General features: G+C 72.7%; 9 protein-coding genes, 1 tRNA gene and 2 pseudogenes. 6 read left to right on the top strand and 6 right to left on the bottom strand.

What is annotated here, in order from left to right; all coding sequences use genetic code 11:
* Positions 1–33: 33 nt before the first annotated feature.
* Positions 34–216: pseudogene (locus ACGFIZ_RS08060) on the top strand (helix-turn-helix domain-containing protein); the annotation flags it as partial.
* 135 nt (positions 217–351) lie between these two features.
* Entirely contained in the window at positions 352–1257 is a 906-nt protein-coding gene (locus tag ACGFIZ_RS08055) for a transcriptional regulator (RefSeq protein ID WP_393417258.1), read from the top strand.
* Positions 1258–1599: 342 nt separating this feature from the next.
* Here ACGFIZ_RS08055 and ACGFIZ_RS08050 read toward each other — a convergent pair whose 3' ends face one another.
* The 6 genes from ACGFIZ_RS08050 to ACGFIZ_RS08025 form a co-directional block, all read right to left on the bottom strand.
* Positions 1600–2109, bottom strand: a complete 510-nt coding sequence (locus tag ACGFIZ_RS08050) for a TrmO family methyltransferase (RefSeq protein WP_393416987.1) — start codon at positions 2107–2109, stop codon at positions 1600–1602.
* A gap of 32 nt (positions 2110–2141) precedes the next feature.
* Positions 2142–3197 carry a Tat pathway signal protein gene (locus ACGFIZ_RS08045; RefSeq protein ID WP_393416985.1) on the bottom strand — a complete coding sequence of 352 codons (1056 nt, stop codon included), beginning with the start codon at positions 3195–3197 and terminating at the stop codon, positions 2142–2144.
* Positions 3198–3289: 92 nt separating this feature from the next.
* Positions 3290–4681 carry a UDP-N-acetylmuramoyl-tripeptide--D-alanyl-D-alanine ligase gene (murF, locus tag ACGFIZ_RS08040; protein ID WP_393416983.1) on the bottom strand — a complete coding sequence of 464 codons (1392 nt, stop codon included), beginning with the start codon at positions 4679–4681 and terminating at the stop codon, positions 3290–3292.
* A 200-nt stretch (positions 4682–4881) separates the two neighbouring features.
* Positions 4882–4954 (bottom strand) — tRNA-Arg (locus ACGFIZ_RS08035).
* A gap of 130 nt (positions 4955–5084) precedes the next feature.
* On the bottom strand, positions 5085–6134 hold the full coding sequence (locus tag ACGFIZ_RS08030; protein ID WP_393416981.1) for an alpha/beta hydrolase: 1050 nt from the start codon (positions 6132–6134) through the stop codon (positions 5085–5087).
* Between the two features lie 104 nt (positions 6135–6238).
* Entirely contained in the window at positions 6239–6658 is a 420-nt protein-coding gene (locus ACGFIZ_RS08025; protein WP_393416979.1) for an HPF/RaiA family ribosome-associated protein, read from the bottom strand.
* Positions 6659–6993: 335 nt separating this feature from the next.
* Here ACGFIZ_RS08025 and ssb point away from each other — a divergent pair, with 335 nt between their 5' ends.
* The 4 genes and pseudogenes from ssb to ACGFIZ_RS08005 all read left to right on the top strand — a co-directional run bounded on the left by ssb (position 6994) and on the right by ACGFIZ_RS08005 (position 12119).
* Positions 6994–7908 carry a single-stranded DNA-binding protein gene (gene ssb / locus ACGFIZ_RS08020; RefSeq protein ID WP_393416977.1) on the top strand — a complete coding sequence of 305 codons (915 nt, stop codon included), beginning with the start codon at positions 6994–6996 and terminating at the stop codon, positions 7906–7908.
* Positions 7909–8274: 366 nt separating this feature from the next.
* Positions 8275–9261 (top strand): annotated as a pseudogene (locus tag ACGFIZ_RS08015) (cobalamin biosynthesis protein); the annotation flags it as partial.
* A 230-nt stretch (positions 9262–9491) separates the two neighbouring features.
* A complete protein-coding gene (locus ACGFIZ_RS08010) occupies positions 9492–11048 on the top strand; it encodes a cobyric acid synthase (RefSeq protein ID WP_393416975.1) in 1557 nt (518 codons plus the stop codon).
* Positions 11049–11057: 9 nt separating this feature from the next.
* Positions 11058–12119, top strand: a complete 1062-nt coding sequence (locus tag ACGFIZ_RS08005; protein ID WP_393416973.1) for a hypothetical protein — start codon at positions 11058–11060, stop codon at positions 12117–12119.
* Positions 12120–12125: the final 6 nt, after the last annotated feature.

Raw genomic sequence — 12125 nt, 5'->3', positions numbered from 1 at the left:
AGATGTCGCACCGGCCAGCCAGGGGAGATTCCGGTGACCGCGATTCGCCGATGGTCGGGTCGGGAGACGAGGGCACTGCGCGAGGCGCTACGGATGAGCGTCCGCGCGTTCGCCCCGTATCTCGGGGTAAGCGAACGCGCGGTATCGAAGTGGGAGGCGGGTCAGGCCGTTCCTGGGCCTGAGATGCAGGCCGCTCTGGACACGGCCCTTCGTCGCGCCGATCCCGAGGTCGTGTCGCGGTTTCAGCTGTTGACGCAGACCCCGGCAGTCCAGGCGTCACCGGTTGCCCCAGGTGAGGGCTCGGCGTCTGCCGTCGCCGACGAGTTGGACGCCCTGGAGCTTGCTCGCCGCGTGGCGGCCAGTGACGTCAGCGACGAGATGTTGGATCGGTTGGAACGGGTTGTCGACGAGTTGGCGATGGCGTACGCCCGGACGCCCCCGCAGCAGCTCATCGTCCGGGTACGCCAGCACCTGTCATACGTCCGGCAACTCGTCGACCGTCGCAAGACCCTCCGGCAGCACCGGCGATTGCTGGTGGTCGGCGGATGGCTCTCTCTGCTCGGCGCCACCCTGCACATCGACCTTCGGCAGCGGGCGGCCGGGGACGCGAGGCTCGACACCGCCGTACGACTCGCGACCGAGGCAGGTCACGACGAGTTGGCGGCCTGGTGCATCGAGACTCGGGCGTGGGACGTGCTGACGGACGGGAACTACCGCGAGGCCGTCAGCCTCTCCCAGCAGGCACAGGAAGTTGCGCCGCACGGCAGCTCCGCCCACCTACAGGCCACGGCGCAGGAAGGGCGTGCCAGGGCGCGCATGGGCGAGCCGGCGGAGGTCCGCCGGTGCCTGGGGCAGCTCAGCCGACTTGTGGCACCGCTGCCGGCTCCCGAGGGCCCAGAACACCATTACCGCTACGACCCGAACAAGGCGCTCTCGTACACGGCCACCACTCTCTCCTGGGTGGGTGACCCGGCGGCGGAGGGCATGGCCCGAGAGGCAATTGCCGAACTGGAACGGGCATCGGACGGGGTACGCCGCCCTCGCCGAATTGCCTCGGCCAAGCTCGACCTCAGCCTTGCCCTGGTAGGCGTGGGGAAGGTCGACGAGGCCAGCGGGACGGCACTCGCCGCGATCTGCTCCGGCCGGATCGTGCCGTCGAATCGCTGGCGCGCGGCGGAGGTGGTGACCGCCGTGGAGGCGAGCGGCATCCACGAGGCGGCCGAACTACGCGAGGCTTTCGAGGCGTACTGCCGGTAGCTGACTTAAGGATGTCTCGTAACTCGGTGAAGGCGTTGCCCGGCAACGGTGCTGGTATCGCCCGGCGAGGATGATGTTGTGGAGATGGGCGATGTCGGAAGCGGTGTCGGTCAATGTGTGGGCGGCGCGGCGGTAGTCGCGCAGGCGGGTCGGGTCGAGAAGTGCCTGTGCGCCCGGCAGGATTCGAACCTGCGGCCTTGGGATTAGAAGTTGAATCCGGGAGTGCTACCGGGTGATTGTGAGTCCGTAGGGGTGTCTATCTGTGCAGGTAGACACCCCTACGCCTGTTCATTGTAGTGGACGGTGCTGGTTGGTCCGTAGGCGTCCGGGCTCACACCGGGCTCACCGTGGCTGCTGCTCTGCCTGGGCCTCTGCGGGGTCCGCGAAGTACAGTCCGAGCATCTGAGTCGTCCAGGTCGGTTGCTCGACCTCGCCGCGTGGGCCGAACTCGGAGAACCATGGCTTGATGTCCAGGACGGGGGAGCCGTCTACGGCGTCCAGTTCCTCGACGTGAAGGTCAAGGCCGTCGACCTTGACCAGGCGGCATCGAGACACGCCCAACCAGTTGATGCGACGCATGTTGCGGTGGCCGAAGATGCCCACCTCGGGCCATTCCGGGTTGTCCCTGGGGCGGCGTGCACCGAGGTTTAAATCGGTCGGATCGGTGAGGTGGAATCGAAATACGACCTCAAGGTGGGAGAATTCCTCTAGTCCCTTGGTGGCTGCTGGGGTGAACCTATCTTCGTTGATTCGGATAATGGCCCGGCTTCCGCCCCAGTAGTCATCAGTCGGTTCAGTTCTTCCGCCAACGACCCGCGCAATTGATTCCACGGCGAACTTCTCGGCTGCCATTCGGCTCTCCCGCTCCTGTTGCTGATCGTCGTTTAGGCAAAAGTGGAGAGGTAGGTCTTGGCGCGGGAATCCACGTCCCGGACCGCTCGCACGGTGCGGCGTCTGTAGGGAGAGAGGATGGCGCGCATTTCGGCAGCGACCTGGCGCGTGCGGCCCGATCGGACGCCTTCCATGGCGTCGAGGGCACGGGACCATGTCGCACAGGCTTCTTCGATTTCGCCCTGCCTAGCCTGGACGGCTCCCATATATCCGAGCGTGACGGCGTGGGTTCGAGTGAAAGCTGTCGCTTTGCGCGTCTTGACGCTGCGACGGAACTGGTTCGTCGCGCCGGCTAGGTCGCCGGTGTCGCGCAGTGCGCAGGCCGTTTCGTGTGCGAGGCTCGCTTCGCCGAAGAAGAAGACGCGTCCGGGCTCGTCGTCTCCGCCGGTGGCGGCGGCGAGGTCGTCTTCGGCTCGGAGAAGTGCGCGAGCCGCGTCTTGCGTTTCGCCGTTCACTGCTAGTGCGCGTGCGTAGACCACTCCGAGTAAGGCTCGTTCTCGTGGAGCTGCGGCGTTGTACCGTTCGCCGTCTACTGATGCCGAAGCGAGGTTGAGAGCGCGCTTGTGGTGGCCGAGGTCGATGGCCTGATGTGCCATCGCGCGTAGTACATGGCCTGCCATTGCTGGATTGTCGGCTTCTGCGGCTAGTTTGACTGCGACGTTGAAGTAGTACTGAGCCACGTTGTGTTCGCCGTTGTCGAATGCCATCCACCCGGCGAGGTAGGAAAGCTCGCTGGCGGCGGTGAACATGTCGCGTCTCAGAATGTCGTCGGTGTAGCGCCCGCAAAGGAAGATCGCCACATCGGAGGTGAGGTATTGGACGAGCGCCGAGCGGGCATGTCCGCCGCCTCTGCGCTGGTCGACGCGGGAGAACAGGGACATCATGTCGTGGACCGCGTCTACGTCGCCACGGCTCACGGTCCTCCCGCCTGCTGCGCCGCGCGCCTGGCCACGTTTGGCCATCTGCGACCACCAGCGATCGGCGGGCAGAGCCAGCGCGGCGAGCGAGTAGGCGGCGGTGCTGAGAACGCGCCTGCGTTCAGCGTCCACGTCGACTCTCCCGAGTTCGGTTAGCGCAGCCGATCCTGGACCGCCTGGGCAGCCGATCCGAGGTCGCCCTGTCCGCCTGACCCCCTTCCCTGTCAGGCGGTGACGGCGCCGGGTTCCTCGATCAGCCTGTCGGCGAGCGCGAGGAGTCCGGCGCTGTTGGCTGCCTTGACCAACACCACATCTCCCGGCCGCAACCCGGTGCGTAGTAGCTCCCATGCCTCGGCCACGTTCGCCGCCCGGTCCACTGCCGTGCCGGTGCCGGCGGCTCCGGCCGCGTACTGCTCGGCGTCCGTGCCGCCGATGGCGACCAGCCAGCCCGCGCCGATCTCGGCCACCTGCTGCCCGATCTCGCGGTGTACCTCGGAGGCGTGGTCGCCCAGCTCGGCCATCTCGCCCAGCACAGCTACTGCGCGCCGGCCGTCGCCGGTCATCGACCGGAGTGCCCGCAGTGCGGCGCGCATGGCGTCGGGTGCGGCGTTGTATGCGTCGTTGATGACCGTCACCCCATCGGGGCGGGTCGTGACCTGCATACGGCCCGGTGACACCGCCTCCGCCAGCGACAGGGCGTCGGCCACCGCGTCGATCGGATGGCCTAGCCCGAGAACGACCGTGGCGGCAGCTAGCGCGTTGGACGCCTGGTGCAACCCGTACAGCCGCAACCGCACCTCGGCGGACTGGCCGTCGTGCACGAGCCGGAAGCGGGCGCGGCCCAGCTCGTCCACGCTCACATCCTCGGCGCGCACGTCGGCCGGCCGCTCGATGCCGTACCGCACCACTCGTGCGGCGGTGCGGGAAGCCATGGCGGTCACCAACTCATCGTCGGCGTTGAGCACGGCCAACCCGCCATCGGCGGCGTCGGGGAGTGCTTCCACGATTTCGCCTTTGGCCTGGGCGATGTTCTCCACCGACCCGAACTCGCCAAGGTGGGCGTGCCCAACGCGCGTGACGACGCTGACCTTGGGCGGGGCGAGGTGGGTCAGGTAGGCCACGTGCCCGATCCCGCGCGCGCCCATCTCCAACACGAGGTAGCGGGTATCGGCGGTGGCGCGGGTGACGGTGTAGGGCAGGCCGAGTTCGTTGTTGTTCGACGCCCGGTTGGCGACGGTCGGGCCGAACGCGGGTAGCACCTGGGCGAGGATGTCCTTGGTCGATGTCTTGCCGACCGAGCCGGTCACGCCGATCACCGTGGTCAGCGGCAGCCGGTCCACCACCGCGCGAGCCAGCCGCCCGTACGCGGCGGGCACGTCGCCGACGACCACTGCCGGCACACCGACGGGCCGGGACGCCAACACCGCCACAGCGCCGGCCTCGACCGCCTGAGCGGCGTAGTCGTGTCCGTCCACCCGTTCACCGGGCAACGCCACAAACATTCCGCCGGGCTCCACACGCCGGCTGTCGAACACCACCGGCGCGATCACTGTCAGGTTGGGGGGAGCGTCGTGCAAGGCTCCGCCGACAACGGCCGTGATCTCTCGGAGAGTCATCGCAAGCACGGCATGAACCTACCCTGCCGGGTTGAGCGTGTGTCCGGTCCATCTGTGGGCATGACTGGAGCAGTCTGGCGACGGCTGACCCGCTGCGGCGCGGCAAGGCTCCGCTAACACTGTCCCCAGGTTGTCCCCACACTGTGCGCGACGGCCCCCGATGATCCATTTCGGGGGCCGTTCATGCAGCTAACGATGGGTGCGCCCGGCAGGATTCGAACCTGCGGCCTTGGGATTAGAAGTCCCCTGCTCTATCCGCTGAGCTACGGGCGCGCGTGGTGCGTGTCGCGCCAAGAGGGTACCGCCGAGGCGGCGCGTACGGGTGCAACGGGGCACCCATCGGCGCCCGCTCAGGGTCGCACGTCCCGCCCACGCTGGGCATCCCCGTTTCAGCCTGCTCGGGTCACCCCTGGGCGGTCGCGTCCGCCCGGGTCGCCTCGCCGACGGCGTCCGTTGCGTCCGGTTCCTCGGTCGGCCGGCGGGTGGCGGGCACCGGGACGGTCGGCCCGGCGGCGAGGAACGCCTCCGCCCACCGGCCGACCTCCGCGAAGACCTTCTCCCGTACGGCAGGGCCGGACAGGGTCAGGTCGTGCAGGCCGCCGTCGAAGCGGGCCAGGGTGACGTGCCGGCCGAGGCGCGGCGCCCAGCGCACGATGTGCTCCACGTCCAGCACGGCGTCGGCGAGGGTCGCCGAGTCGTGCCACTTCGTGCCCCGGTACGTGCGGGTGGAGCAGGCGACCAGCACCGGCACCGGGATGTCGAGGCCGGCGCGCAGCTGCCGCTGGGCGGTGCGGATCGCGTCCAGCCAGCCGACCCGCACCGGGAACCCGGCCAGCGGCTTCCACGCCAGGTCGTACGTCCACTCGCCCCGATGCTCGGCGTGCAGGCTCTCGCCGTACACGGTGCCGAGGCCGATGGGCAGGGCGCGGCGCGGCGCTTTGCGGCCCAGGCGGGAGGCGGCGGCCGCGAGGGGCCTGCGCACCAGCCAGGGGGCGTTGATGTCGAAGAAGGGGCTGTTGAGGAAGAGCCCGTCGACCAGGCCGGCCTCGCGGCGGGCGTGCGCCCAGAGCGACAGGACCAGGCCGCCCGTGGAGTGCCCCATGGCGAGCAGGGTGTCGTGGCCGTCGCCGTCGCGCACGATCGCCGCGGCGGCGTCCAGCTCGGGAAAGTAGTCGCCGAGGTCGCGGCAGAAGTTCGGGGTCTGGTGCGGCAGCAGGCTGCGGCCGTACTTGCGCAGGTCGAGGGCGTAGAAGTCCCAGCCATGCTCGGCGAAGAAGTCGGCCAGGTGGGTCTGGAAGAAGTAGTCGACGTAGCCGTGCACGTAGAGCACCGCCCGGCGGGTCGGGCGGTCGGCCCGCCGGCGGACCAGGGTCGCGACGACGCGCCCCTCGTCGTCGCTGCCCAGGTCGATCGTCTGCCGCTCGTACGGCGGCCCCAGCACGTCCGGTTCCACGCCCGCGACGGTACGCCCCGGAACTACCCGCCGGTAGCCCCGCCGGGGAAAGTGCGGTATCCCCCTCGGTGCGGGCGCCGGAGCGCCGCCGTCGCCGGTCGTGGTCAGGCGGTCTCGTCGTCCGCTCGCGCCTGGTCGGCCCCGGCCCCGTCCACCTGGCCCTCGGGCTGGCCGAGCTCGCGGACGTGCTTGTTGCTCCGGGGCTCCTGCCGGGTCTTGGCGTCGTCGAGCCGCCGACGCAGGTCGTCGCGGACGTCGTTGAGCGCGGTGCGCAGGTCCTCCTCCGTGGAGGTGGTCACGACCCGTTGCCGACCGGCGATCCAGCACTCCAGCGTGACCCTCTGCCCGCGGGCGTTCCGGTCCTTCACCGAGACTTCCAGCTCGGTCGCGTCGGCGTGGAAGCCGGCCAGCCGGGCGTCGAGGGTGGCGAACCGTTCGACGATCCAGTTCCGGTCGCCCTGCGAGAACCCCGCGCCGACGCGCAGGCACTCCGCCACGGTCGCGGGATTCGCCACGGCGCTCATCGGCGCGCCCCGCCCTCGCCGTGGGTGGAACCGGTCGTACGGAGTCCAGTCATCTTCCGTGGCCTTTCTCGTCGCTTCGGTTGATCAGATCCGTACCCGGCCGCGACGCCAGCGGAAACACCCCTCCGCCGCGCACCTGCGGGCCTCGAACGGCGGCGGGAGGGCGGCCCTGGGCCGGTGGCCCTAGCACACCGGAACCTTGATCAGGCGGTTGTCCACAGGCAGCCCCGCCGTCCACAGGTCGCGGGCGGGAGGTGGCGGTGGGGCGGCCGGGTGGCGAGGCTCGGCGGTGAGTCGACTCGCCACGGCAAGCCTGGTTCTCCCCTGGAGGGACGATGTTCGATACCTATGTAACAATTGTCGGTAATGTTCTAACCGCGCCGGAGTGGCGGCGCACCACCCAGAGCAACACCCTGGTGGCCAACTTCAAGGTGGCCTCCACCGCCCGGCGGCTCGACCGGGACAGCGGCCGGTGGGTCGACGGCAACAGCCTCCGCGTACGGGTCAACTGCTGGCGGAAGCTGGCCGAGGGGGTCGCCTCGTCCGTCATGGTCGGCGACCCGGTGGTGGTCGTCGGGCGCCTCTACACCCGGGACTGGACCGATGACGCCGGCAACCACCGCACCCTGTACGAGCTGGAGGCGGTCGCGGTCGGGCACGACCTGTCCCGGGGGCGGGCGCGGTTCCTGCGTAACCGGCCGAGCACGGCCACCAGCACGGTCGAGGACGCCGAGGCCGAGAGCCGGGTGCACGGCGAGCCGACCGAGCGCGTCCCGCAGGGGCAGGCGCCCGCGTCGCCGGACGACCGGCCGTTCGACGAGGACTTCGAGCGGGCCGGCTTCGACCCGGCACGCGTCTCGTTCGACGACCCGCCCGTCGGGCGCGGTCTGCGGGCCGGCCCCGACTTCGACGGCCTGCGCGCCGACCCCTTCGACCGCGGGGCTGACTCCCTGCGCGGCCGGGCCGAGAACGCGGACGAGGGCCCCGACGACCCCGAGGACGACGGCGGGCTCGGCGACGACGAGGACCTGGACGAGTTGAGCGCCGTCGCGGATCCCCTGTCGCCGCTGCCCACGGCCGCAAGGCGGCGCGACGGCATCGAGTCGTCCGGTGGGGCCGGGCAGGACGAGCCGGCGCCGTCCGACGGGGGCGGAGAGGACGAGCCCGAGCCGTCCGACGGGGAGCCGGGCGGGGCGGCCGCGAACCGCCGGGGCCGGCGAGGCCGCGGACGCGTCCCGGTGCCCGCCTGACGATCGGTCCACCATGTCGGCGACATGGCGGTGTCCGGGCGCCGGAATGCCCCCATGTCGGCGACACGGAGTGGATCAACCGCGTCCGCGTGGCGGGGACGCTCGACGGGCTGACGCGGGGCAGCCCGCCGAGCGTCCCGCCCCACCCGCCGCCCCACCCGCCGCCCCACCCGCCGCCCCACCCGGGCCGGCGGCGGCCCCACCCGGCGCCGGTGATCATGGAGTTGACGGCCGGTTCGATCTCTGCGGCTGCCGTCAACCCCATGATCACGGGAGCCGGGGAGGGTAGGGGAGGGGCGAGGGAGTGGCATCAGTGCGGCGCCCGGCTAGGCTGCCGGCCGGAGGTGGTGGCGGGTGCGGCAGTCGATGGCCGTGGCGAACTCGGCGGGACTTGTGGCGGGGTACGCCCTGGACGTGCTCCTCGGCGATCCTCGCCGCTGGCATCCGGTGGCCGGCTTCGGCCGCGCGGCCAGGGCCCTGGAGCAGCGCGTGTACCGGCCGGAGCGTAGGGCCGGGGCGGTGTTCACGGCGCTCGCCGTGGGCGTGCCGGTGCTGGTCGGGGCGGGGGCGGTGGTCGCCACCCGGCGGCACCCGGTCGGTCGGGCCGCGCTGGTGGCCTCCGGCACCTGGACCGTGCTCGGCGGTCGCACCCTGCGCGGCGAGGCGGAGGTGATGGGGCGGGCGCTGCGAAGCGGCGACCTGCCGGCGGCCCGTGGCCGGCTGGGGCACCTCTGCGGGCGGGACCCGTCGACCCTGGACGAGCCCGAACTGGCCCGCGCCACCGTCGAGTCCGTCGCCGAGAACACCTCGGACGCCGTGGTGGCACCGCTGTTCTGGGGCGCGGTCGCCGGGCTGCCCGGCCTGCTCGGCTACCGGGCGGCCAACACCCTCGACGCGATGGTCGGGCACCGCTCGCCCCGGTACGCCCGCTTCGGCACCCCGGCCGCCCGCCTGGACGACCTGCTCAACCTGGCGCCGGCCCGGCTGACCGGGCTCCTCACGATCGCGGCCGCTCCGGTCGCGCACGGGGACCGGGCGCGGGCGTGGCGGGTGTGGCGCCGGGACCGCAACGACCATCCGAGCCCGAACGCGGGGCAGTGCGAGGCGGCGATGGCGGGGGCGCTCGGCGTACGGCTCGGGGGCCGCAACGTCTACTTCGGGCGGTCGGAGGTGCGGCCGTTCCTCGGCGACGGGCCCCGCCCGGAGGCGCGGCACCTGAAGCGGGCCGCCCGGATCTCCGGCGTGGTGGGCCTGGCCGCCCTCGGCCTGGCCGCCGCGTACCCGGTCACCGCCGGCCGGCTCGCCGGCGCGCTCGGTCGGCGGGGCTGGCGCGCGCTGCGCCGGCCGGGCTGGCCCGGGCTCGCGGCCGGAGCGCCCATGACGTCGGCACCCGGCTCCTGGGGGCCCGCCGGCCGGCCGGCGCGCGCCGCCCGCCCCATTCCTGCGGGCAGCTCCACAGTGCCCACACCGACAGCTGACGCCCCGGCGAGGGCGAGCGTCGGGTGGGGCGTGCGCCGGAGTGCCCCGGCCGCGGCACGCGCCGTGCGGGGCGTGCGCCGGATCTTCGCGGCCGGGGCCGGCCGATGAGCGGGGGGCTGCTGGTCGCGGGGACCACCTCCGACGCGGGTAAGAGCGTGCTCACCGCCGGGATCTGCCGCTGGCTGCGCCGCCGCGGGGTGAAGGTCGCGCCGTTCAAGGCGCAGAACATGTCCAACAACTCGGCGGTGGTGGTCGGCGCGGACGGGCGGGGCGGCGAGATCGGCCGCGCCCAGGCGATGCAGGCGGCGGCCTGCGGGCTCGCCCCGGACCTGCGCTTCAACCCGGTGCTGCTCAAGCCGGGCAGCGACCGGTCCAGCCAGGTCGTGCTGCTGGGCGAGGCCGTCGACACGGTCACCGCCGGGAACTACCACTCGCTGCGGCCCCGGCTCGCCGAGGTGGCCTTCGCCGCGCTCGCCGAGCTGCGCGAGGCGTACGACGTGGTGGTCTGCGAGGGCGCCGGCAGCCCGGCGGAGATCAACCTGCGGGCCGGCGACTACGTGAACATGGGGCTGGCGCGGCACGCCGACCTGCCCACGATCGTGGTCGGCGATATCGACCGGGGCGGGGTGTTCGCCTCGATGTTCGGCACGGTCGCCCTGCTCGACCCGGCGGACCAGGCGCTGGTCGCCGGCTTCGTCATCAACAAGTTCCGGGGCGACCTCGGGCTACTCCGGCCGGGGCTGGACATGCTGCGCCAGGTCACCGGCCGCCCGACGTACGGGGTGCTGCCCTGGCACCTGGACCTGTGGCTGGACGCGGAGGACTCCCTCGCGTACGGGCGGGTGCTCGGCCGGCCGGCCGCCCCGCGCGGCACCGACTGGCTGGACGTCGCCGTGGTCCGGCTGCCCCGGATCAGCAACGCCACCGACGTCGAGGCGCTGGCCACCGAGCCCGGCGTGCGGGTCCGGCTGACCGTGGAGCCCGCCGAACTGGCCGCCGCCGACCTGGTCGTGCTGCCCGGCTCCAAGTCCACCGTGGCGGACCTGGCCTGGCTGCGGGAGACCGGGCTGGCCGACGCCGTGCTCGCGCACGCGGCGGCGGGCCGTCCGCTGCTGGGCATCTGCGGCGGCTTCCAGATGCTCGGCCGGGCGATCCACGACCCGGTGGAGAGCGGCGAGGGCAGCGTCCGCGGCCTGGGCCTGCTGCCGATCGAGGTCACGTTCGACCCGCGTAAGACCGTCCGGCAGTCGGCCGGCGTCGCCGCCGCCGACCCGGGCGTCCCGGTCCGCGGGTACGAGATCCACCACGGGTACGTCTCGTCCGCCGACCCGGCGCTGACGCCCCTGCTGACGTACGCGGACGGCACCGCCGAGGGGGCGGTCCTCGGCGCGGTGCACGGCACCCACTGGCACGGCGCGTTCGAGTCGGACGGGTTCCGCCGCCGGTTCCTCACCGAGGCGGCGCGGCTCGCCGGCCGGTCGGGCTTCCGGGTCGCCCCGGACACGGCGTTCGCGGCCGCCCGCGAGCGGTCCCTGGACCTGCTGGGCGACATGGTCGAGGAGCACCTCGACACCGACGCGCTGTGGCGGCTCATCGAGTCCGGCCCGTCCGGTAAACTCCCGTTCGTCCCGCCCGGCGCGCCGCCCACACCCACGGGCTAGGCTGCCGCGATGATCTTCAATCGCAGGGGGAAGCTGGCGGACCGGGTCGCCGCGGTCGAGGCGGCCGTACGCGACCGCGACGGCGCCGCCATGACCAGGGCGGCGCCGCGGGTGTGGGAGGCGGCGCAGCAGGCGTCCGTCGCGGAGCTGGACGAGGCGCTGCCCCGGTGCGTGGCGCTGCTGCCGCGGCTCGGCACCGGCGCGGGCGGCCAGTTCTCCGTCCTCTGCGGGGCGCTGGTCGAGCTGGGCGCCCGCCCGGACACACTGGTCGCCCCGGTCGCCGACGGGTTCGCCACCGCGCTCGCGGGGGCGGCGCGGTTCCGGGCCGGCTGGCAGCGGGTACGCGGCGACGACGCGCTGCCGGACCCCGAGGACCCGGGCAGCATGGACGAGTCGGTCGGCGTCCTCACGGAGGCGTACGAGACGGAGGAGGCCGCGTTCGACGCGGTGCAGGGCTGGTACGCGGCCGGCACCTGGGCGATGCCCGCGATCACCCTGCTGCAGCAGTCCGCCGCGGTCCGGGCCACGTTCCCGCACCGCGACCGCCTGCTGGCCGCCGGCGCGGAGCTGGCCGGCGAGCGCCCCGACCTGGACTGTGTGCTCGGCCTGCTGCGGGTGCTGGACGGCGAGCGGCTGCTCGTGCTGCACCGGGCGACGGGCCGGGGCTGGTGGGTGACCGTCGGCGGGGTGGCCGACAACTTCCAGCTGAACACCCTGCTGGCCGGGGCGCTGAGCGGGCCGGCCGAGCGGGGGCTCGTCGAGGGGCTGACCGTCGACCCGGCCTGGGTCGCGGTGGCCACCGACGCGCCCGAGGAGCGGTTCGGCGGCACGGTCGTCGGCAGCTTCAACCTGGTCGACGGGTACGGCAAGTGGATCTGGAACGAGGGCGCGCCGGCGGACATCCCGCCGTTCGAGGGCGTCCGGGTCGTCGTGCTGGACCCGCCGCCGTACCAGCGGAGCTGGAACAACATCCGGCGGTTCCCGATGATGCCCGCGTCGCTGGCCGTGACCGGGGCGCTCGACCCGGCCGAGGCGGCCGACTGGCTGGCCCGGGTCGCCCCGCCGGCCTGACCCCCG

Source organism: Micromonospora sp. NPDC048830 (genome assembly GCF_043198215.1).
GTDB lineage: Bacteria > Actinomycetota > Actinomycetes > Mycobacteriales > Micromonosporaceae > Micromonospora.
This window is presented reverse-complemented; position numbering and strand designations above follow the sequence as displayed.

Excerpts from the sequence above, each read along its gene's own strand:
- ACGFIZ_RS08050 (WP_393416987.1), bottom strand. The coding sequence starts at position 2,109 with ATGGCAGCCGAGAAGTTCGCCGTGGAATCAATTGCGCGGGTCGTTGGC.
- ACGFIZ_RS08025 (WP_393416979.1), bottom strand. The coding sequence starts at position 6,658 with ATGAGCGCCGTGGCGAATCCCGCGACCGTGGCGGAGTGCCTGCGCGTC.
- ssb (WP_393416977.1), top strand. The coding sequence starts at position 6,994 with ATGTTCGATACCTATGTAACAATTGTCGGTAATGTTCTAACCGCGCCG.
- ACGFIZ_RS08005 (WP_393416973.1), top strand. The coding sequence starts at position 11,058 with ATGATCTTCAATCGCAGGGGGAAGCTGGCGGACCGGGTCGCCGCGGTC.
- ACGFIZ_RS08010 (WP_393416975.1), top strand. The coding sequence starts at position 9,492 with ATGAGCGGGGGGCTGCTGGTCGCGGGGACCACCTCCGACGCGGGTAAG.
- murF (WP_393416983.1), bottom strand. The coding sequence starts at position 4,681 with ATGACTCTCCGAGAGATCACGGCCGTTGTCGGCGGAGCCTTGCACGAC.